Origin of the sequence: Rhizobium sp. L43, assembly GCF_002531725.1 — a bacterium.
In the GTDB taxonomy this organism is placed as follows: Bacteria; Pseudomonadota; Alphaproteobacteria; order Rhizobiales; family Rhizobiaceae; genus Rhizobium.
The window spans coordinates 188,100-208,374 of sequence record NZ_NWSQ01000007.1; the positions used below are offsets into that span (position 1 = coordinate 188,100).

Genomic DNA, 20,275 nt, shown 5'->3' on the forward strand with positions numbered 1-20,275 from the left:
CCTGGCTGCGGTTTCCCGCGATCGATCCGCTGGTGGGACGGCGTGCGGGGCAATCGCTGCTACCGACGATAACCGCAAGGCACTATTGAACATCGGCTCACTTGAGGCTAAATATAACCTCAAGTGAAAAGGATCCATGACCATGATGGGATTTGCTGCCGTCGCCGATGTTCTCGGCCTGCCCGCCAGGGAGCCGGCGTCGCGCTCGGCCTTCGGCCTGCTCTCCAGCATCGAGGAAGGCCTGCCGGTCAAGGCGCTTGACCGCATGGCGCTGCTGCTGGCGCCAAGCGACGCCCAGTTCAAATACCGCCTCGTACCGAAGGCCACCTATGAGCGGCGTAAGTCCAAGCATCGGCTCTCCTCCGACGAGGGCATAAAGCTCGCCCGTCTTGCACGCGTCTGGGGTCTGGCGCTCGATGTCTGGCAGAGCGAGGCCGAGGCACGCGATTTCCTGTTTCGCCCGCATGCGATGCTGGAGGACAGGCGGCCGATCGATGTGGTCATTCAGAGCGAGATCGGCGGCGAGCTGGTGCTCGATATCCTCGGAAGCCTGAAATATGGCAGTGCTACTTGAGCGCACAGCATCTCGACCGGACGCTGACATCCGTCCGCATCGGTGATCCCGCCGGGACCTATCCGATCTTCGACGCCACCGGCTCGACCATCGCGCCGGGACGGTGGAACACATCGGGCAGCCCGATCATCTATACGAGCGAGCACTATTCGACGGCGCTGCTCGAAAAGCTCGTCCATGGCAGCGGGCGGCTGCCGCCCAACCAGCACTATGTCACCATCACCATACCGCGTGGGCTAAGTTACGAGGTGTTCTCCGAGCCCGCGCTGCCCGGCTGGGACAGCATGCCGGCTGTTGTCAGCAAGGCCTTCGGCGAACGCTGGTGCCAGGAGAAGCGCAGCGCCATCCTGCTGGTCCCAAGCGTCGTCGCCCGCGTCGACAACAACATATTGATCAACCCGGCCCACCCGGAATTCCCCTCGATCGCGGTCAGCCTTCACCAACCCGTCTTCTGGGATCGCCGTCTGTTCGGCGTCTAACGACCGCTCCCTCCCAGTGCTGCAATCGCCCGGAGGTCGGCGAGGTCCGAACCTCGTCATCATCATTTACCTTAAAAACTAGGGTAAATTTGGTGCGTAGCTATGACGCACGGCAGTCCAATTGACTTCTAAAACTTGGACATGTAATTGCTAATCTAATTTTGAAAATGCAAGTAGAATATATGTATCATCTGGGCGAAGTTGTAATACGGCGACAGCAAGAAAAGTTGATTAGATCGGTAAGGAAATTTGTTAGTAGAGGGCAGCCATACATTATAATGGATTTTCCATCCACTAAAGATCCCGGTCACCACGCAAGTTGGTTGGGGTTGGTTAATGTATTGTACGGTATAACAGGGCGCCTGCCGGTGCTTGCCGGCGGCTCTCCCAAAAGTATTGACGAAGTAAAATCCACTCCTGGCGACGCTCCAATATTCATTTGCGGGTGGTCAGACTTCGGAGATGGCCGGATCGGCAGGGATGATATTCGCTATCGTCTGGCTTGCAGATATCCGGATCGAACCATCGTTCAGATGCCTCAAACCATCGATTTCGCGAACGAGTCACTGAAGGAGTACGCGAAGCGTACGATTGGAAGGCATCGCAAATTTTTCTTTATGACGCGCGATGAGCAGAGTTTCGAGCTGGCAAAAGCCAACTTCGATTGCGATATCGAGGCCGGCCCGGACACGGCATTCGGCATTGAGCTGCCTAAACCATTCGAAGCCGACCCTCTCAGGGTCTTATACGTCATGCAGCCTTTTGGAGAGGACGACGTCGATATCGCCGAAGCGCGAGCGATTGTTGACGGCCCCCTTACCAATTGGATTAACGGTCCGGACAGTTTGTCGCGCATGCGCAAGTCGAGTGTTGTTAAGGCAGCCATGCGGTGTGGCTTCAGCCGCGCCGAGATGGTGGCCCAACATCACGAGGATGTCGCTGCCCGATATGTCGACTACGGCGTGAAGATGCTGTCCGGCGCGCAGCGGATCATCACCAACCGTCTGCATGGTCATATTCTCTGTCTTTTGCTCAACAAGCCACATGTCGCGGTTGCGAGAAGCGGAAGTAAGCTGCACGACGTCATCAGTAGCTGGGCTGGCGACACCCCTCTGGTGGAGAAAGCGACAAATTCCAGTGAGCTTTTAGCGGCAATGTCCCGCCTTCCGTATGAGATGAACGGAACTTGGTACAGGTCAAGTATACCCATGGATCTAAGCCACAGCCTACCTGCCAGAGATCTCGTACCTCATCCCTCGATAGTTTGATTCCCAGTAGGAGCTCAGTTTTGTCGGTTGCACGAGACGATGATATTCTATTCAGCCATGTCAACAAGAACCGATCCGCGGCTGCTGTAACCGGCGCCTTCTGGTCGGCGATGAGTACGCTTATTCCGACGGTCCTCACTTTCGCAGTTTTCGTGGTGACGTCTCGAGTCCTCCAGCCTCAGGATTTCGGTCTCGTCGCGCTGTCATTCAGCATCGTGTCGTTTGCGGGCAGTTTTGGACCGACTGCATTTGGGGAAGCAATCATACAACGATCCGAAATAAGGCGAAGCCATCTGGATACGATATTCCTGCTGTCGCTTGCTTTCTCATTTTTGGTCTACGGAGTCTTGTGTATCGCCGCTTCGCCAATCGCGGCATATGTGGGACACAAGGAAGTCACCTCCCTTATCTACATCATGGGACTGAAGGTGTTCTTCGACTTCACCGCCATCGTTCCGAACGCGATCGTCAACAGGAAGATGTCATTCCATCTGGTGGCCGTCCGCACAGTTATAGCGACCGTCACGTCTGCTTGCATTTGCCTTGTTTTGGTTCTCGCGGGTTTCGGCTTGTGGGCGCTCGCGATTGCACAGATCGCGGCCACGGCGGCATCATGCGGCGCTGCTTTCTGGGGTGCAGGGTGGTCGCCCGGACTTCACTTGAAGAGACAAAGCCTGAACGACCTCCTGCACTACGGCTTTTTTGCATCCGGCACTCGGTTTTTGCAGACGATGAGCTTGGACAACTTGATCATCGGTGTGCTCTTAAGCCCGTCGGCGCTCGGCATTTATAATTTCTCGAAGCGTTTGTTTGATATGATCAACAACGTCATCGCCGGGGGCTTAACATCTGTCACCCACGTCTTGCTGTCGTCGTTGCGGACCGATCCGAAGAAAGTTCGAGAAGCATTTCTCATGGCAACGTTTGGATGCGCTCTGGTTTCCTACCCCGTATTCATTGGCCTTGCCGCAGTTGCCGATGATGCGATCGCGACAATTTTCGGTGCGCACTGGATCGAGGCCGTCTGGCCGGTCCGGTTCTACTGCGTTATCGGGTTGATGGCCGGGATCGGCTACGTGCAGGCATCCTTGATCAAGAGCCAAGGAGAGATGGATTGGTGGTTTTACTACCAGCTGGCACGAAACCTCCTCACACTCCTGACGATCGCAATTCTCTATCCTTATGGCGTCACGACGATTGTTTTCGCCATAATGATCGAAGTTTTGTTGTTTTGGCCAATCACCAGCTGGAAGGTTTCGCAGCATATAGAGCTGAGTGTCGGAGCCTATCTCAGGCAGTTTCTTCGGCCCAGCCTGGCTTGTGCAGGAATGGTTGCGGTGGTTTTTCTCCTGCATGAAACGCTCATTCATTGGTCGCCTTATCCACGTTTGGCTGTGGAAATCGTTGCAGGCGGAATTGCATATTGCTGCCTGATCTTTGTTCTGTGCAGGTCGCGTCTCAATGTCTTGATCGGCAGCATAAAGCAGGTACGGCAGCGCAAAACCAATAGGGACGCGCCTGTCGAACCTGTGACACGACAATCGTGATATCGGTGCTCCTCCGCAGCAACCTGCGTTGCGGAGGAGCCGATTGATACTTAAAGCAGTAAGTCGGCACGACGTCACTTTCCCCACCGCGTCTGAACGCCACTCAGACGCAAGCGAAAGAGGATAATCCATCAGATGACCAGTCTGGACCGCGGTTATTCGCCATCGACGATTGACGACGCTGGCGTCTCGATTCCCGACCGCAGCCGTTACTATTCTCTGGATGCGATGCGTGGGTTTGCCGCTATCTGTGTCGTCGCTACCCATTTCCAGGAACGATATGCTCCATCGGCCTATCTGGCAGTCGACTTTTTCTTCGTTCTCAGCGGGTTCATTATCGCGGAGATTTATGGAAAGCGGCTTTCGCGTGGTCTGCCATTCCAGGGGTTTATGACGGCTCGAATCAAGCGCCTTTATCCGCTCTATTTGATCGGAATTTTGGTCGGTCTCGTCCAGATCATACTGTTAACAGGCTGGGGTCTCAGAGATCAAAGTGTCGTTGACTTGCTGGTGTCGACCGTGGCCAACGGGGTTTTTCTGCCCAGCCCGATGTATTTCCTGCAGACGAAGCCGATGCAGGGGATGTTTCCAATCAATGGCCCGGCATGGTCGATGTTCTGGGAATTGTTGGTGAATATTGTCTTCGCGCTATGGCTTTTCCGGCTCTCCGTCCGCGCCCTTTGCGGCGTTGCGTTGGTTTCGGCTGCGCTTTTGGTTTTTGTGGGCCTTCACTACGGTATGTTGAATATCGGCTGGGAGTGGCCTTCAGCGGTGGGTGGTCTCCCAAGGGTGATGTTTTCATTCACGGCAGGGGTCGTGATCAGCCGTCTGTTCGGTGGCATGCCCGCCTGGAGGAAGGGTTGGGTGGCCATCGTGCCGTGCCTTCTGCTGATGATTTGTATTGCCGCGCCGGTTCCTCTCCTGCTGCGGCCGTACTATGATTTGATGTTCGCGATGGCCCTGGCGCCGCTCATCGTGATGCTGGGCCTCTTTCTGGAGATGCCAGCAAAGGCAGAGACGCTGGCAACGTGGGTCGGATATATCTCCTACCCTGTCTACATCCTGCACCGAGGTGTGATCGGTGTTTTCAAGCCGGTCGCCGGGTGGATTGGATTGAACGGCCCTCTCGCCTTCTTCGTGCTTCTGAGTGCCGTCGTATGTTTCGCTTATGTAACGGCTCGTCTCCTAGACAGAACCATGGCCATGCAGACTCGGCCAGCTCGATAACCGTCACACCCTCTGCCGTGGCGAGCGGGCCATCAGACGGGCATAGGCGATGGCCGACAGCATGTTGACGTGGTTGGCCTTGCCGGTGCCGGCGATGTCGAAGGCGGTGCCGTGATCGACCGAGACGCGGTCGATCGGCAGACCGAGCGAGACGTTGACCGCGGTCTCGAAGGCGACGAGCTTGATCGGGATATGGCCCTGGTCGTGATATTGGGCGATGACGAGATCGAAGGCGCCGTTATAGGCGCGGGCAAACACCGTATCGGCCGAGATCGGCCCGACGACGTCGATGCCTTTTGCCTGCGCCTGCTCGACGGCGGGCGCCAGGAATTCCATGTCTTCGGTGCCGAACAGGCCGTTTTCGCCGCAATGCGGATTGAGGCCGGCGACGGCGATGCGCGCGGTCTTGCCGAGGCGCAGGAAGTGCCTGTGGCCGGCTTCGATGGTGGCCAGCACCCGCTCGGTCTTGGCGCGCTCGATCGCGCCCCTCAGCGAAATATGGGTGGAGACGTGGATGGTGTTCAGCCGCTCGGAGGCGAGCAGCATGAAAGAACTCTTCGAGCCGGTGAGATGGGCGAGCAGCCCGGTGTGGCCGTCATGGTGATGGCCGGCGAGGTTCATCGCTTCCTTGTTGATCGGCGCGGTGACGATGACATCGGCTTCATGAGACATGGCGAGATCGACGGCGCGGGTGATATAGCGCACCGAGGCATCGCCGGCGACGGGGCTGACCTTGCCGATCTTGGGCAGGGCCGCGCCGAGCGCGACTTCATCGACGGCGATCCTGTCGTCGCCGGCGGCATCGGCGGGGCCGAACCGCAGCCCGGCGCCGGTGACGCGGTCGGCGCGTTCCAGCGCTTCGACATTGCCGACGATGACGAAATCGCGGCGCTCTTCCCTTGGAAGGGCCGCCAAGGCCTTGACGATCACTTCGGGGCCGACGCCGGCGGGATCACCGAGCGTCACGGCGACTTTCGCATTCCTGTCCATCATCAAGGTCCCTTCTGAAAATCGTGTCGCCTAAAAGGCGGCTGCATAAATCGAGCGAATGTCGGCGCGTGAGAGGTCCCGCGGATTGTTGTCGAGCAGACGGCGGATAGCAAAGGCGTCGTCGGCCATGGCGTCGAGATCGCTTTCCGGCACACCAAGGCCGGACAGCTTCATCTCGATGCCGAGTTCGGCGCAGAAAGCGTAAGCCGCATCGAAGACCGATGCTGTGTTTTCCGAGGTCTCATAACCGAGCGCTTCCATCACCGCCTTCGTCTTTTCCGGGGCGGCCGGTGTGTTGAAGGCAAGCACATGCGGGAAGATCAGCGCATTGGCCGCGCCATGGGCCACATGCCAGCGCGTGCCGAGGGGATAGGCGAGCGCATGGCCGCCGGCGGTATTGACCGGGCCGAGGCAGAAGCCGCCGTACAGCGAGGCGAGCGACAGGCCGGCGCGCGCCTCGGCATCGTTGCCGTCCTTGACGGCGCGGGCGAGATATTTGCCGACGAGGCGCGTTCCCTCGATCGCATAGATGTCGACCATCGGATGGGCCTTGCGGTTGGTGAAGGCCTCGACGCAATGGGCCATCGCGTCGACGCCGGTTGCCGCCGTCGTGCGGGCCGGCACGCTGAAGGTCAGGGCCGGATCGATGACGGCGATATCGGCGAGCATATGCAGGCTTTCCACCGCAAGTTTTGCCTTCGTGGCGGGATCGGTGACGAGCGCGCGGATGCCGGCCTCGCTGCCGGTGCCCGATGTGGTCGGCACCTGGGCCAGCGCCACCTTGCGTGGCCCATGCACCTTGTTCGGGCCGACGACCTCGTGCAGCGTCTGCGCGGAGCCGGCAAGCACGGCGGCCAGCTTTGCCAGATCCATGGCGCTGCCGCCGCCGAAGCCGACGATCAGCTCGGCATCGGCGGCGTTTGCCGCTGCCAGGACTTTTTCGAGATTGGCGGTATCCGGTTCAGGCGTCACCTCGGAAAAAACAGTGACCTCGCCTTTCAGTTCCAGCACGTCGATGCGCGAGGCGTTGAAGGCATCGGAGATGACAAGTGTGCGCCGATAGCCCTTTTCATCAGCCCATTTGCCGAGCTTTCCCGCCGTGCCGACGCCGAATTCGATCAGATGCGGCCGAATTATCGTGATTGGCGAACCCAAGCTGGCCATGAACCAGTCCTCCCTGCAATATCGTCGCTCTCTTTAATGTAAAGTTGTAAGATCAATGTCAAGCCGGCATTCCAAAGGGCGGAGATTTTTATCGGCCGGTATGTGGTCAGGCCACGCTTCAAGGCAGGTTGCTGCGTGAATATCCATAAAAATATCAGTAGCTTATGGAATTTGTCATCGATGACGGCTGCATTTCAGCGCAACGGGCAAGCCGCCACTCCGATGACGGCGACGCATCCGAACCTGTTGTCAACTGCCATCCTGCTGCCGCCCGGCAGCCGTTGTATCCCGCATCCTTTCGCAGCCGATCGGATGCAGGTTTACAATTTTCCGGCTGTCGTTTTGCTCACGGCAGCGATTGCGGGGCGAGGCCGATATATTTGATGGCGCGCCGGTAGTAGGTGTAGGCGATATGGAGCGTGCCGTCGCTGCCCTGGATCGCCGAGGGATAGGAGAATTCGCGGTTCAGCGAATCCTTCGAATTGTTGCTGAGGCAGAAGCCGTCGCCGGTATCGAGATCGACGCGGTGCGGAAAGCTCTTGCCGCCATCCCTCGATATCGCCAGGCTCAGCGGCGCACGCGGAACACCCCAGACCGCCTTGCGGCCGTTATCGGCGACAATGGCGGTCTCTCCCGCCTCGCTGCCCTCGATTTCGTCATAGAGCGACTGGCGCCGCGCATCCGACATGCCGGCATTCGAATGGTTGTAAACCATTGCGATCGCTCCATCATTGAGGATGGTGGCCTGGATCGATGAGTTGTTGTTCGGCAGGTCGGTGGGCGCGGGCACGCTCCAGGTCTCGCCGCCATCGGATGATCGGCTGGACAGGATATTTTCGGCGAAACGGTTGCGGTAGAAGGCGATCATCTCGTCGCCGCCGAGCGGCAGGATGTTCATGTGCACGGCGCCGATGCTGTCCGGAATATCGTGCATCTGCCAGCTCGCACCGCCATCACGTGATATCAGCACGGCAGCCGTGTCGGCATCGCCGCTCCAGCGCTGGCCGTTCAGGCCGACACAGCGGAAGATCGGAAGCAGCCAGTCGCCCCTGCCGTTGACGACGATCTGCTGGCGAACGAAGGTGCCGGGGCTGTCGCAGAGGATCCGGACAGAGCCGAAGCTCCGGCCGCCATCATTTGAAATCCGGCATTTGACAATGGAGCCGTCCTGATTGCCCGAGGTTTGAGAGGTATAGAGCAGCCAGATCTTTCCGTCAGGGGCATTGAAAATCAAAGGATTCTGCTCGGATTTCTGCGGATCGTCGCTCATCTTTTCCGGTTCGGACCAGCGCTCGGAGCCGGGCGCCAGCCGCGACATGTAAATCGAGATGTCGCCCATGCCCTCCATCGTGCCGCCGAACCAGACGCAGGTCAGCGTGCCGTCGGACAGAAAGGCAAGATTGGCGGCATGGTTCTGGATGCAGGGGGAGGGCAGATAGGCTTCCGTACGACCCTCGATCGTGGGGTGAGGGGCGGTGGCCCCGGTCATCAGGGCCGGAACGGCTTCCGGGGGCAGGCCGGTAAAACGCATGACGGATCTCCTCAAGGCAGTTTGGCGTAGCTTTCGGCGAGCGCGGCATAATCGGCATCGCCGAGCGGCATCAGCGGCGCACGTGTGCGCTTCCAGGCAGAATTGCCGGTCTTCAGCCCCACCATCGCCTTGATGGTCGGGATCTGGACGTAGGAATTGGACAGCGTGCGATAGGCGTTGATGCGTGCCTGCGCCGCCTCGACATCGCCAGCGCGCGCCTCGTCATGGACATGGTCGTAGACGGTGCGCAGCGAATTCGCCACCAGATTGGAGGTGGCGGTGATGCAGCCGGCGCCGCCGGCCTTCAAGAGCGGCAACAGCAGCGGATCGGCGCCCGCCAGCACCGAGAAACCGGGATAGGCGGCGATGATCGCCTGCATGTTGTTGAAATCGCCGGCAGATTCCTTGATGCCGACGACCGTTTCCGGGAAGGCGGCAATCAGCCGTCCGATCAGCGGAATGGAGAGCGGCACGCCCGAGACCTGCGGAATATGATAGAGGATCACTTGCAGGCGGGTATCGGCGACCTTTTCCAGTACCTGCGAATAGGCGGCGAAAAGACCGTCGTCGGAAACGCCCTTGTAGTAGAAGGGCGGCAGCATCACCACCTTGGTGACGCCGAGCGACAGCGCGTGCCGGGTCAGTTCCACCGTTTCGGGAATGGCGACGACGCCGGTGCCCGGCAAAAGCCTGTCGGCGGGAATGCCGGCCTTCAGCGCCGCTTCCAGAATCGTGCGGCGCTCGGTGCCGGAAAAGGAATTGGCCTCGCCCGTCGTGCCGAGCAGCGCCACGCCATGGCATCCCTCGGCGAGCAACTGCCGGCAATGATCGGTGAAAAGGGCGAGATCAGGTGTATTGTCTGCCGTCAGCGGCGTTGCCGATGCGCTGAAAACGCCTGTGATCCTGTGATGGCTCATTCCGCCCTCCTCGGCGCGTCCTGTCTGGGGGCGATGAACCGCCCGATGGCGCATGGAAATGTCATTCGTCTGTTGTGATGGAGTGCAAAGAACTTTTCCATTGCAGCGCTTTTGTCAAGAAGACAAAATGCGGAAGCGAAGAGACGAAAACTTATCTGATTGTTATTATTTATTTATTTTTACGTTGAAATTTTGTTCGGATGAAAATAGCGATTTTTTGTTGACATATTTACAATAACGAGAGAACGATACGGGACGGATTGTGCTGCGCCTGGAAGGTGCAGGGAGAGCGCTGCCGAATTCACCGTGGGAGGGAATGCCATGTCTTTTGATCAATCGGATAAAACCAATCTATCGCGCCGCAACGCGCTGAAGCTCGGTCTTGCGGCCGGCGTCGGCCTGACCGTGTTCGGGATGAATGCCCGCATCGTGCTGGCCGATGAAGGGCAGGTGCTCAAGGTCGCGCATCCGGCCTTCGACCAGGACTGGTCGCCGCTGCGCGGCGGCGGCAGGACGTTCCGCTGGAATTCGATCTGGTGGGCGGCGCCGATGTATTTCGATAGCCAAGGCAATATCAAGCCTTACGTCTTCACCAGCTGGGAATCGGCCGACAACACCGTCTGGACCTTCAAGATCGATCCTAAGGCCGTCTTCTCCGACGGCAGCAAGATCACCTCGGCCGATGTCAAGGGATCGTGGGAAGTCGCCTCGATGCCGAACACCAAGAGCCAGCGCGCCGACCAGGTGCTGAGCAAGGTCAAGGGTTATGCCGAAATCGCCGCCGGCTCCGGCAACGAGCTGACCGGTGTCGCAACCCCCGACGAGGGGACTGTGGTGGTGACGCTGGCTGCCGCCGATCCGATCTTCTTCATGCGGCTGGCAAACCATATCGCGCCGATCACCAAGGCGTCGCAGTCGCGCGGCAGCGACGGCGAGGAGATCATCGACTGGTACAAGCCCGATAGTAAGCCGGTCTTCTCCGGCCCCTTCAAGCTGACGAGCATCGATATCGACGCCGGCAAGCTCTCCTTCGAGCCGAACGAGAATTTCTTCGGGCCGAAGCCGAAGCTTGCCCGCATCGACATCACCTCGATCGAGGACAATGTCAGCGCGACGTCGCTGATCAAGTCGGGAGAGTTCAACGCCCATACCGAACTCATCACCTCGACCATCATCCAGGATCTCGGCCCGGAATTCTCGGCCGGCCCGCTGATACCCACAAGCCAGCATTTCTGGTTCAACATCTCCCGTGCGCCGATGGACGATCCGAAGGTCCGCCAGGCGCTGATCATGGCGGTCGATCGCGATGGCCTGTTCAAGGCGTCCTATCCCGACGGGCCGCACAAGAAGGCCGATCAGATCCTCAACTCGGTTCCGGGTGCTGATAATTCCGGCTTCGAGCCCTATCCCTATGATCCCGCAGGCGCAAAGAAGCTGCTTGCGGAATCGACCTATGGCGGTCCGGAGCGGCTGCCGAAGATCCTGTTCGTCGGCATCTCGGGGCCGGCCATTCAGGCTGCCGCCCAGTTCATCGCCGAGCAGTGGCGCCAGAATCTCGGCATCACCGCCGTCGACATGAAGCCGCAGCAGGATTCCTATGCCGGTCCGGATCAGAACTCGGTCCAGATCTTCCGCGACGATGTCGGCACCCGTGTTCCCGATGCCGTCTCTTATCTCGCCGGCTCCATCGCCTCGACTTCGTCGAACGCCCAGAACAAGCTTGGCGGATACAAGAACGACAAGGTCGACAGCGCCTTGGCCGAAGCGACAACCAAGGCTGCGGATGATCCGCAGCGCATCGCTCTCGCCCAGCAAGCCCAGAAGGCGTTCCGCGACGATTGGGCTTTCATCCCGTGGTATTCTCAGGCGATGTCGCGCTGGGCCACCAAGGAGGTCAAGGGCCTGGAGAAGAATCTCGACTGGCAGGTCGTCGAACCCTGGAACATTTCCATCGGTTGATTGGGAATGAGCGTTCCTGGCAATAAACGCGCGAAGGCCGCAAGGCCTTCGCGCACGTGTCAAGAAGAAGAGATGCGATCGCAGCCAAAAGCGGGAACGCATCGAACAACAGGCGGGAGGTAGCCTTGCTGCGCTACGTGCTAACCCGGTTTGCCATCTGGATTCCGTCCGTTCTGGTCGTGATGCTGGCCGTTTACGCGCTGGCCTTCTATGGCGCCGGCGATCCGATCAAGCTGATCTTCCTGCGCGCGCCTGGTGATGTCGCCTATAATCCGCAGCGCATCGAAGCCATTCGCGAAAGTGCCGGCCTCAACAAGCCCTTCATCGTCCAGTTCGGCCTTTACATCTGGAACCTGCTGCACGGCCAGTTCGGCAATTCGCTGACTTCGGGCCGCTCCGTCTGGGCCATGGTCTCGGCCGCCGCACCCGTCTCCTTCCAGCTTGCCCTCTGTTCCATCATTCTGACGGCTGTCGTCGCGATCCCGCTCGGCATGATCGCCGCGCTGAACCAGAATTCGCGCATCGACTATGCCATTCTGGGCTCGGCGCTCTTCCTCTGGGCGATCCCGGCCTATGTCGCCGGCCCGCTGCTGATGGTCGGCCTCATCGTGCTGCTGCCGGGTGCGAGCGTGCCCTATGGCTGGGGCGGCATCCTCGATGTCAGGATCCTGCTGCCACTGCTCGTCCTTTCCTTCCAGCCGATCGCGCTGATCGTGCGTCAGACGCGTGCCGCCGTCATCGAGGTCCTGTCGGAGGATTTCGTCCGGACTGCCCGCGCCAAGGGCGTGCCCGAAATCATCGTGGCGTTGCGCCATATCCTGCGGCCGGTGCTGACGCCCGTCGTCACACAGCTCGGCCTGATCATGATTACCATCGTCAACGGCGCGATCTTCGTCGAACTCGTTTTCGGCCTGCCGGGCCTCGGCCGGCTGACGGTGCAGGCGCTGATCAATTCCGATTATCCGGTCATTCTGGCGATCACGCTGATCGGATCGTTCCTGGTGATGGTGTCGAACCTGCTGGTCGACGTGCTCTATCCGCTGCTCGACCCGCGCGCCAATGATTCAAGAAGGAGCCGCTGACCATGTCCGCAATCCCTCTTTCCACCGCTGAAACCGCCGAGGAACCGCCGGTCAGCCTCTGGCGCGACGCCTGGTATCGGCTGAAGCGCAACAAGCTCGCCGTCTTCGGGCTCTGCGTTGTGCTGATCCTCGCCTTCACGGCGATCTTCGGGCCTTATCTCACGCCCTATGACTATCTGAGCCAGGACCTCAACGCCCGCAACGCGCTGCCGTCGATGAGCCACCTCTTCGGCACCGACGATCTCGGCCGCGACGTCTTCAGCCGCGTGGTCTTCGGCACGCGGACTGCCTTCCTCGTTGCCGTCATCGTCACCTTGTTCGCGGTGGTGATCGGCCTCACGCTGGGTGCGGTGGCCGGTTTCTTCGGCAATCCCTTCGACCGCGCCATCATGTGGCTGACCGATGTGACGATGTCAGTTCCCAACCTGCTGCTGGTCGTCGTCATCAACGCCTCGCTGAAATCGCCGATCAGCAAATGGATGGAGGCGCGCTACCTCGAGACGCTCAATCCCTTCTACCGCCAGACGATATGGGTGGATTTCATCCTCGTCTTCGGGTCGATGGCGCTGATCTCCTGGCCGCCCTATGCCCGTCTCGTGCGCGCCCAGGTGCTGTCGATCCGCAGCCGGCCCTATATCACCGCGGCCCAGGCGCTTGGCCTTTCGAACTGGATCATCATCAAGCGTTATGTCGTGCCGAATGCGCTGGGACCCCTGATCGTCTCCGTCAGCGCCGGTCTAGGCACGGCGATGGTGCTTGAAAGCGCCTTCAGCTTCCTCGGCGTCGGTGTCAATCCGCCGACGCCGAGTTGGGGCAATATGATCTCGGACGGCCTCCGCGTCTGGCAGCATTATCCGCATCTTCTCGCCGCTCCGGCGGCCGTGCTCGGCCTTGCCTCGGTTGCCTTCAGCTTCCTCGGCGACGGCCTCAACGACGCGCTCAATCCGCGGGGCAGCAAATGATGGACACCATAAGCACCGACCGCCTGCTCGATGTCAGGGGCCTCACTGTCGAGATCGATGGCCGCAATGGTCCGGCCGTCGTTGTCGACGGCATCGATCTCCATGTCGACAAGGGCGAGACTCTCGGCGTCGTCGGAGAATCCGGCTGCGGCAAGAGCCTGACCATGCTGAGCCTGATGCGGTTGCTACCGAACAAGATCAAGGTTACCAGGGGATCGGCGACCTTCGACGGCCGCGACCTGCAGACGATGTCCAATCGCGAGCTGCGCAAGGTGCGCGGCGGCGATATCGGCTTCGTCTTTCAGGATCCGATGACCTCGCTCAATCCCGTCATGCGCGTCGGCGACCAGATCTGCGAGCCGCTGATCTATCACCGCGGCATGAAAAAGGCCGAAGCCCGCACGCGCGCCGTCGAGCTTCTGCGCCTGGTCGGCATCCCCGGCCCGGAAGAACGGCTGCAGGCCTATCCGCATGAGCTTTCCGGCGGCATGCGCCAGCGGGTGATGATCGCGATCGGCCTTGCCTGCAATCCGAAGCTCCTGATTGCCGACGAGCCGACGACCGCGCTCGACGTCACCATCCAGGCCCAGATCGTCGATCTGGTGAAGGACCTCAGGACCAAGCTCGGCATGTCCGTCGTCTGGATCACCCATGATCTGGCGCTGATCGCCGGCCTGGTCGATCGCGTCGCCGTGCTCTATGCCGGCACGGTGGTCGAGGACGCGCCTGTTGATGAACTCTATGCCCGCCCGAGCCATCCCTATACGCGCGGCCTGCTGTCGTCGATCCCGAAACTCTCGGACCCGCCGGCAAGCCGGCTGAGCTCGATCGGCGGCACGCCACCGGAGCCTGGCCGCCGGCCGAAGGGCTGCCCGTTTGCGCCGCGCTGTCCGCTTGCAGAGGCGATCTGTCAAGAGAAGGTGCCGCAGCTCGAACCGTTGAGCGGCAGCAGCAATCATCGCGCCGCCTGTTTCGTCGTCCAGAGAATGCAGGAGGCCGCATGATGGCTGCCGAACCGCTGCTCAAGGTCGAAAACCTGGTCAAGCATTTCCACGTCAAGCTCGGCGCCTTCGGCGAACGCTCGGCGACGGTCTATGCGCTCGACAATGTCAATCTCGATATCATGGAAGGCGAGACGCTGAGCCTCGTCGGCGAATCCGGCTGCGGCAAGTCGACGACCGGTTTCACCATCCTCAATCTCTACAAGGCGACCAGCGGCAAGGTCGTCTACAAGGGCCAGGATCTGGCGACGCTCGATGAAAAACAGATGCGGCCCTTCCGCCGCGACCTGCAGATCGTCTTCCAGGACCCGTATTCGACACTCAATCCGCGCATGACGGTGGGCGAGGCGATCGGCGAGCCGATCCTCTTCCACAAGCTCTGCACCAAGGCCGAACTGAAGGAGAGGGTGGCGACGCTGCTCACCGATGTCGGCCTGCCGACCCGGTTTGCCCAGCGTTACCCGCACGAGCTTTCCGGCGGCCAGCGCCAGCGTGTCGTCATCGCCCGCGCGCTTGCCTGCCAACCGAAATTCATCGTCTGCGACGAGGCGATCTCGGCGCTCGACGTGTCGATCCAGGCGCAAATCATCAACTTGCTGCTCGACCTGCAGGAAAAATACGGGCTGACCTATCTCTTTATCGCCCATGATCTGGCGGTCGTGCGCCATATCAGCACCCGTGTCGGTGTCATGTATCTCGGGCGGCTCGCCGAACTTGCCACCCGCGAGGAACTCTTCGACAATCCGCTGCATCCCTATACCAGGGCGCTGCTGTCGGCCGTTCCGGAGACCGATCCGGGGCACGAGCGCACCCGTCAGCGCCAGATCCTGCAGGGTGATGTGCCGAGCCCGCTGAACCCGCCGACCGGCTGCCGTTTCCACACGCGCTGCCCGATTGCCATGGATGTCTGCAGCAAGGTTATCCCTGCGTGGCAGGAGGCTAAGCCCGGCCATCTCGTCGCCTGTCATGCCGTCAACACCGGACAGACCGCATGACGTTGAAGGCCGCCATCATTGCCGATGATCTGACAGGCGCGCTCGATACCGGCACGCCCTTCGTCGAAGCCGGCCTTTCGGTTGCGGTCGCCGTCGATGTCGAGGCCGCAGAGCATGCGATCGCCACCGGCTGTGACGTTGTCGTTATCAATACCGCCTCACGCGCGCTTGGCGAGCGCGAAGCTGCCGAAAGGGTGCGCTTGGCGACCGAGGCGCTTTGCGGCGTGAAGCCCGCAGTCGTGATGAAGAAGATCGACTCCCGCCTGAAGGGCAATGTCGCGGCGGAAAGCCTGGCGCTCGCAGATGCGCTCGGCCTGAAGAATATCCTTGTGGCGCCTGCCATTCCCGATCAGGAGCGCCTGACCTACCGAGGCTGTGTCGTCGGCCGTGGCGTCAACAAGCCGCTGCCGATCGCCAAGCTGTTCGAGGGCAGCGCAGACAATGTTGTCGTTGCCGATGCCGAGGACGATACCGATCTCGACCGGATCGTCGAAGGTCATGACTGGCTGAAGACGCTTGCGGTCGGTGCGCGCGGCCTCGGCGCGGCGCTCGCCCGTGGGCTCGGCGAAGCGGGGCGGCCGGTGACGGAATTTGCGGCGACCCAGCGCACGCTGTTTGCCTTTGGCTCGCGCGATCCAATTACGACAGCCCAGATGAACCGGCTCGAAGCCTCGGGCGCCTTGCGTATGGTAGTGGACGCGCCGATGGGGCAGGTCGAAGGCGGGGAGGGCGGAGCGCTGCCGGCGCTGCTGCGCTGCACCGGCGATATGGCAGCCGATGCAACACTTGTCGCCCGCCGCTTTGCGGCCGGCGTCAGAACGGTGATCGATGATACCAAGCCTGATATGCTGATGGTCGGCGGCGGTGATACCGCGCTTGCCGTTTTCCAGGCGCTCGGGGTCAGAGTGCTGGCGCCGCAGGGCGAAGTCGAAGCCGGCGTGCCGTGGTTCGATGTCACGGCAGCGGACGGGCGGCATTTTCGGTGCGCCGTCAAGTCGGGGGGCTTCGGCACTCCCGATAGTTTGATAAGACTGGTTCTTTGGAATCGGGCGGCATAGTAAGATACCGTCGGGGAGAATGACGTGGTTGAAGTGAATGGCGAATCTTTGAACGCGGAAGCCGGCCCGCCGGGCAAGCCCGAACGCGGCAAGGCCGTCAAACTGGTCGATCGCGTCTTCGACCAACTGCTTGAGCGTATCCGCGGCGGAAACTATCCGCCGGATTCCCGTCTTCCCGGCGAACATGAACTTGCCTCTATGCTGGGTGTGTCGAGGCCGATCGTCCGCGATGCGCTGGCCCGCCTGCGCGATCAGGGCATGGTCTATGCCCGGCAGGGCGCCGGCACCTTCGTCAGCGCGCATGGGTCGCCGACGACGCAGCTCGCCTATTCGCCGGTCAAGACGATCGCCGACATTCAGCGCTGCTACGAATTCCGCCTGACGATCGAGCCGGCCGCCGCCTATTTCGCCGCCAAACGCCGCAATGAGCAGGCGATCCAGAAGATTGCCAGCGCGCTTGCCGATCTGCGCGAGGCGACCAGCCATCAGCTTCATCGCACCGATGCCGATTTCATCTTCCACCGCGCGGTGACGGAGGCTGCCAACAATCATTATTACACGGCCTCGATCGATGCGCTGAAAGCCCATATCGCCGTCGGCATGCATCTCCACGGCCTGTCCCTGCTTGGTCCCCGCCAGGGGCTGGAACAGGTCTATGAAGAGCATAACGCCATCTACAAGGCGATCGCCGATGGCCGGCCTGACGATGCGCAAAGACTGATGAAGGCGCATCTCGAAGGTTCCCGCGACCGTCTGTTCGAGGGCAGGGCGCTCGACCTGTCCTTCTGAAGCGCGCGGGCCGACAGCTTCACTCAAGCTGCCCGGATCGTCGGGATGCCGGAGACGTCCACCTCCCGTTCGGCGTGCCAAGCATCATAGGCAGCCTGCATTCGTAGCCATATTGCGGGGCCATCACCGAACAATTTCCCAAGCCGAGCAGCGACATTGGGCGACACCGGCTTCTTCTCGTTCAGGATATCGTAGAGTTGCTGACGCGAGATTCCGAGCAGGTTGGCAATCTCCACCTTGGTTTTTCCCGTTGCGGGGATGATGTCCTCGAGCAGCGCCCCAGGGTGGGAAGGGCAGCGCATCGTCTGCCTCGTCGTTTCATATACGCGCATTAAGTCATTCCCCAGTCCGAGCCGCCTCAGTGATATTGCTCGAAATCGACGCGGGCGGCATCGTTGCCGTCGAACTCGAATGTAATGCACCAGGGGCCGTTGACGTGAACGGTGTACCGGGTGGGATGATGACCCTTCAGGGCATGGAAGTCGAACCCCGGGAGGTTCATGTCATCAGGCTTTTCGGCCTGTTCCAGGCGGTCGAGCCGGATCAGAATGCGCATTTGCAGCTTGGCATCGATCTTTGCAGTTTTGCCTGTCTCAAAAAGATCTGCCAGAGCTTTGTTTCTGAACGACTTGATCATGATCGACGTGTAAACTTTTAGCTGACAGATGTCAATATTTAACTTACAAGCAAAATGATAAGATCACGTCGACCTTTTGATGCCAGAGATCGATTGTCAGACGGATTTCTGCTTCTTGATGATGCTGATATTGCCGCTCACTTCGAGGATCGCAAATTTTATCTCCGTCACGCTCTCGACGCCTTCCTGGCTTCGCGCCGCCTGCATGACATCTTCCTTCTGCAGGCGGGCGCCTTTGAGCGCGCGTTCGTCGTAGACGCCATCCGTCACGAGAACGGTCGGAACGCCCTCGATGATATGCGCTGCGCGAGGCCACCACCTCTTGACATAGGACAGGCCGATGTCGGTCGTAAACAGCGTCAGGATCAAGATGACGGCGTTGGTGATCGAGAAGTCATCGCCCAGCATCGCCTGCTGCGTGGTTTCGGAGATCACCAGCACGATGACCAGATCGAACGGCGTCATCTGGGCCAGTGTCCGTCTTCCCGACAAGCGGATGATCACGAGCAGCGTGAAATAAATTGCCAGTCCGCGTAATACCGCATCCACCGTGCTGCCCTCATGGAAAAATGAAAGTGGACTGGGCGCGTGTCTCCCCACCGATGCCGACGGTGGCGCGATGAGCGCCGGGAAGCTGAGTCTGCAGACGAAACACGATCTGCGTCGAGCCCGCCGGATCGGCGGGGAAGACATAACCTATCCGTCCTTCCCGCGCGAAAGTCGCCTTTTGGGGCGGGTCGATGCCCTGGATCGAGAAAGTTTGAAGGAAGGCGGCATCGATCGTGAAGACCCGGTCTTCGGACGACGGCGTGAATTTCACCGTCATATCCTCGGGCGCATTCCATCGGGAGATGACGGGAAAATCGATGGAGCCATCGGGCAATAGGAGTGTTTGCCGTGAAAACGGACCGCCCCTTCCGAGCAAGCCCAGCAAGCAGGTCGCCAGAAGGAGCGTAAAGGCGACCCAGGAAATGCGTTGAACGGCCCAGAACCGTTGCTGGAATTCGCTATGATCAAGCACGCCTTCCGGCAGCGCGGGCGGTTTAGGTATTTTTCCCATGCCCCCTCCTTCAGCGTTTCGCGGAGAACTTTGCGCGGAGGCAAAAGTTCCCGGTGGTGATGGGGCCGGCGCCGTGTACATCGGATGTGCAGCAGTCCAGGCGTCTTCGCCGATCAGGGGAACGAAGCGCACCCCACCGAGATCTTCTTCCTCGAACGCGGTGGCCCCGGTGCGCGTGATGCGTTTCAGCCGCTGCTCTTCACTGCGGCCGATCGGGATGATGAGCCTGCCTCCAAGGTCCAGCTGTTCTTTCAACGCGGTCGGCACCTGGGGCGCGCTCGCAGAAACGACAATGGCATTGAACGGGGCGGCTTGCGACCAGCCTTTGCTGCCATCGCCAACACGAACGTCAATGTTGCGATATCCGAGTTTCTCGAACCGTTCGCTGGCCTGAAGCGCCAGGCTTTCATGTCGCTCGATGGAATAGACCTGCCTTGCTATCCGGCTGATGAGGGCTGAAGCGTAGCCGGAGCCTGTTCCAACCTCGAGCACTTTGTCGCCGGCAGCCAGCTTGGCCTTTTCGAGCATGAGGGCCACAACGAACGGCTGCGAGATTGTCTGGCCCTCGCCGATCGACAGCGGCGCATCCTCATAGGCGAATTCCTCGCAGCCGGGAGCGACAAATTTTTCGCGTGGCACTGTGCGCATCGCCTCGGTGACGTTTTGATCGCGAATGCCACGACCCGTAACGTGGTGCTCCACCATGTGATCTCGGATTCGCGTCATATCCATGGATCAGTTCCACTGTCCCGATTGCATCCTGGCAAACTTCTGGGCGGTGCAGAATGTAAAACAAATCGGCGACCGGGGAGTTCCTGGGATCGGCAGGTTTTGGCACGCGGCGAGGCTGTCAGATTCGATGCCCGACACGTCGAGGAACCTTTTCCGATCCGATTCAAGGGGTGCTCAACAGGTCTTTCTTCCGAGGTCCGTCATTGCGGTGCTTTTGCTCAGTCCATTTGGAGAACTTAGTGTGAGGAGGGAAGTTCGACAGGCATGTGCCAACCAGGAACCCTGGCATGAACATCTTCTTCG

General features: G+C 60.2%; 20 protein-coding genes. 12 read left to right on the forward strand and 8 right to left on the reverse strand.

The features are described from left to right. Positions 1-142 precede the first annotated feature (142 nt). The 5 genes from CO667_RS11540 (at position 143) to CO667_RS11560 (ending at position 5,095) form a co-directional block, all read left to right on the forward strand. Positions 143-574, forward strand: a complete 432-nt coding sequence (locus CO667_RS11540) for an antitoxin Xre-like helix-turn-helix domain-containing protein (RefSeq protein WP_097618568.1) — start codon at positions 143-145, stop codon at positions 572-574. After that, positions 571-1,053, forward strand: coding sequence for an RES family NAD+ phosphorylase (locus CO667_RS11545; protein ID WP_097618499.1), 483 nt, complete (start codon positions 571-573; stop codon positions 1,051-1,053). Before CO667_RS11540 ends, CO667_RS11545 begins: the two co-directional genes overlap by 4 nt. Before the next feature lie 182 nt (positions 1,054-1,235). Beyond that, a complete protein-coding gene (locus tag CO667_RS11550; RefSeq protein ID WP_097618500.1) occupies positions 1,236-2,321 on the forward strand; it encodes a polysaccharide pyruvyl transferase family protein in 1,086 nt (361 codons plus the stop codon). Positions 2,322-2,341: 20 nt separating this feature from the next. Then, positions 2,342-3,868, forward strand: a complete 1,527-nt coding sequence (locus tag CO667_RS11555; RefSeq protein ID WP_097618501.1) for a lipopolysaccharide biosynthesis protein — start codon at positions 2,342-2,344, stop codon at positions 3,866-3,868. A gap of 135 nt (positions 3,869-4,003) precedes the next feature. Next, positions 4,004-5,095 (forward strand): acyltransferase, encoded by a 1,092-nt coding sequence (locus CO667_RS11560; RefSeq protein WP_097618502.1) that lies wholly within the window; start codon positions 4,004-4,006, stop codon positions 5,093-5,095. A 3-nt stretch (positions 5,096-5,098) separates the two neighbouring features. Here the strand turns inward: CO667_RS11560 and pdxA are convergent, their stop codons facing one another. The 4 genes from pdxA to CO667_RS11580 all read right to left on the reverse strand — a co-directional run bounded on the left by pdxA (position 5,099) and on the right by CO667_RS11580 (position 9,697). Beyond that, positions 5,099-6,085 carry a 4-hydroxythreonine-4-phosphate dehydrogenase PdxA gene (pdxA, locus tag CO667_RS11565; protein WP_097618503.1) on the reverse strand — a complete coding sequence of 329 codons (987 nt, stop codon included), beginning with the start codon at positions 6,083-6,085 and terminating at the stop codon, positions 5,099-5,101. Between the two features lie 30 nt (positions 6,086-6,115). Then, on the reverse strand, positions 6,116-7,249 hold the full coding sequence (locus CO667_RS11570; RefSeq protein ID WP_097618504.1) for an iron-containing alcohol dehydrogenase: 1,134 nt from the start codon (positions 7,247-7,249) through the stop codon (positions 6,116-6,118). Between the two features lie 346 nt (positions 7,250-7,595). Then, positions 7,596-8,780 carry an exo-alpha-sialidase gene (locus CO667_RS11575; RefSeq protein WP_097618505.1) on the reverse strand — a complete coding sequence of 395 codons (1,185 nt, stop codon included), beginning with the start codon at positions 8,778-8,780 and terminating at the stop codon, positions 7,596-7,598. Between the two features lie 11 nt (positions 8,781-8,791). Beyond that, the gene (locus CO667_RS11580; RefSeq protein WP_097618506.1) at positions 8,792-9,697 is read right to left on the reverse strand and encodes a dihydrodipicolinate synthase family protein; all 906 of its coding nucleotides are present in this window, start codon (positions 9,695-9,697) and stop codon (positions 8,792-8,794) included. A 321-nt stretch (positions 9,698-10,018) separates the two neighbouring features. Here CO667_RS11580 and CO667_RS11585 point away from each other — a divergent pair, with 321 nt between their 5' ends. The 7 genes from CO667_RS11585 to CO667_RS11615 all read left to right on the forward strand — a co-directional run bounded on the left by CO667_RS11585 (position 10,019) and on the right by CO667_RS11615 (position 17,543). Continuing rightward, positions 10,019-11,656 carry an ABC transporter substrate-binding protein gene (locus CO667_RS11585; protein WP_097618507.1) on the forward strand — a complete coding sequence of 546 codons (1,638 nt, stop codon included), beginning with the start codon at positions 10,019-10,021 and terminating at the stop codon, positions 11,654-11,656. A gap of 125 nt (positions 11,657-11,781) precedes the next feature. Then, positions 11,782-12,738: an ABC transporter permease gene (locus CO667_RS11590; protein ID WP_003552254.1), complete on the forward strand. Its 957-nt coding sequence runs from the start codon at positions 11,782-11,784 to the stop codon at positions 12,736-12,738. 2 nt (positions 12,739-12,740) lie between these two features. Beyond that, positions 12,741-13,700, forward strand: coding sequence for an ABC transporter permease (locus tag CO667_RS11595; RefSeq protein WP_097618508.1), 960 nt, complete (start codon positions 12,741-12,743; stop codon positions 13,698-13,700). Then, the gene (locus tag CO667_RS11600) at positions 13,697-14,704 is read left to right on the forward strand and encodes an ABC transporter ATP-binding protein (protein WP_097618509.1); all 1,008 of its coding nucleotides are present in this window, start codon (positions 13,697-13,699) and stop codon (positions 14,702-14,704) included. The genes CO667_RS11595 and CO667_RS11600 overlap by 4 nt, the downstream gene beginning before the upstream one ends. Next, positions 14,704-15,696, forward strand: a complete 993-nt coding sequence (locus CO667_RS11605; RefSeq protein WP_097618510.1) for an oligopeptide/dipeptide ABC transporter ATP-binding protein — start codon at positions 14,704-14,706, stop codon at positions 15,694-15,696. Before CO667_RS11600 ends, CO667_RS11605 begins: the two co-directional genes overlap by 1 nt. Next, the gene (locus CO667_RS11610; RefSeq protein WP_097618511.1) at positions 15,693-16,754 is read left to right on the forward strand and encodes a four-carbon acid sugar kinase family protein; all 1,062 of its coding nucleotides are present in this window, start codon (positions 15,693-15,695) and stop codon (positions 16,752-16,754) included. The genes CO667_RS11605 and CO667_RS11610 overlap by 4 nt, the downstream gene beginning before the upstream one ends. A 24-nt stretch (positions 16,755-16,778) precedes the next feature. After that, positions 16,779-17,543 (forward strand): FadR/GntR family transcriptional regulator, encoded by a 765-nt coding sequence (locus CO667_RS11615; RefSeq protein WP_097618512.1) that lies wholly within the window; start codon positions 16,779-16,781, stop codon positions 17,541-17,543. Positions 17,544-17,566: 23 nt separating this feature from the next. On the opposite strand, the gene CO667_RS11620 is transcribed toward CO667_RS11615, so the two are convergent. The 4 genes from CO667_RS11620 to CO667_RS11635 form a co-directional block, all read right to left on the reverse strand. Continuing rightward, positions 17,567-17,875: a HigA family addiction module antitoxin gene (locus CO667_RS11620; protein ID WP_097618513.1), complete on the reverse strand. Its 309-nt coding sequence runs from the start codon at positions 17,873-17,875 to the stop codon at positions 17,567-17,569. A gap of 26 nt (positions 17,876-17,901) precedes the next feature. Continuing rightward, positions 17,902-18,180: a type II toxin-antitoxin system RelE/ParE family toxin gene (locus CO667_RS11625; protein ID WP_097618514.1), complete on the reverse strand. Its 279-nt coding sequence runs from the start codon at positions 18,178-18,180 to the stop codon at positions 17,902-17,904. 96 nt (positions 18,181-18,276) lie between these two features. Next, complete coding sequence (locus CO667_RS11630; protein WP_097618515.1) at positions 18,277-18,729, reverse strand: YetF domain-containing protein; 453 nt, start codon at positions 18,727-18,729, stop codon at positions 18,277-18,279. 10 nt (positions 18,730-18,739) lie between these two features. After that, complete coding sequence (locus CO667_RS11635; RefSeq protein WP_097618516.1) at positions 18,740-19,972, reverse strand: protein-L-isoaspartate(D-aspartate) O-methyltransferase; 1,233 nt, start codon at positions 19,970-19,972, stop codon at positions 18,740-18,742. Between the last annotated feature and the right edge of the window lie 303 nt (positions 19,973-20,275).

What these genes read in the sequence shown, in the direction of transcription:
- CO667_RS11595 (WP_097618508.1), top strand. Translation starts at nt 12,741, where the DNA reads ATGTCCGCAATCCCTCTTTCCACCGCTGAAACCGCCGAGGAACCGCCG.
- CO667_RS11620 (WP_097618513.1), bottom strand. Translation starts at nt 17,875, where the DNA reads ATGCGCGTATATGAAACGACGAGGCAGACGATGCGCTGCCCTTCCCAC.
- CO667_RS11560 (WP_097618502.1), top strand. Translation starts at nt 4,004, where the DNA reads ATGACCAGTCTGGACCGCGGTTATTCGCCATCGACGATTGACGACGCT.
- CO667_RS11585 (WP_097618507.1), top strand. Translation starts at nt 10,019, where the DNA reads ATGTCTTTTGATCAATCGGATAAAACCAATCTATCGCGCCGCAACGCG.
- CO667_RS11540 (WP_097618568.1), top strand. Translation starts at nt 143, where the DNA reads ATGATGGGATTTGCTGCCGTCGCCGATGTTCTCGGCCTGCCCGCCAGG.
- pdxA (WP_097618503.1), bottom strand. Translation starts at nt 6,085, where the DNA reads ATGGACAGGAATGCGAAAGTCGCCGTGACGCTCGGTGATCCCGCCGGC.
- CO667_RS11550 (WP_097618500.1), top strand. Translation starts at nt 1,236, where the DNA reads ATGTATCATCTGGGCGAAGTTGTAATACGGCGACAGCAAGAAAAGTTG.
- CO667_RS11610 (WP_097618511.1), top strand. Translation starts at nt 15,693, where the DNA reads ATGACGTTGAAGGCCGCCATCATTGCCGATGATCTGACAGGCGCGCTC.
- CO667_RS11575 (WP_097618505.1), bottom strand. Translation starts at nt 8,780, where the DNA reads ATGCGTTTTACCGGCCTGCCCCCGGAAGCCGTTCCGGCCCTGATGACC.
- CO667_RS11605 (WP_097618510.1), top strand. Translation starts at nt 14,704, where the DNA reads ATGGCTGCCGAACCGCTGCTCAAGGTCGAAAACCTGGTCAAGCATTTC.
- CO667_RS11580 (WP_097618506.1), bottom strand. Translation starts at nt 9,697, where the DNA reads ATGAGCCATCACAGGATCACAGGCGTTTTCAGCGCATCGGCAACGCCG.
- CO667_RS11600 (WP_097618509.1), top strand. Translation starts at nt 13,697, where the DNA reads ATGATGGACACCATAAGCACCGACCGCCTGCTCGATGTCAGGGGCCTC.
- CO667_RS11625 (WP_097618514.1), bottom strand. Translation starts at nt 18,180, where the DNA reads ATGATCAAGTCGTTCAGAAACAAAGCTCTGGCAGATCTTTTTGAGACA.
- CO667_RS11635 (WP_097618516.1), bottom strand. Translation starts at nt 19,972, where the DNA reads ATGGATATGACGCGAATCCGAGATCACATGGTGGAGCACCACGTTACG.
- CO667_RS11570 (WP_097618504.1), bottom strand. Translation starts at nt 7,249, where the DNA reads ATGGCCAGCTTGGGTTCGCCAATCACGATAATTCGGCCGCATCTGATC.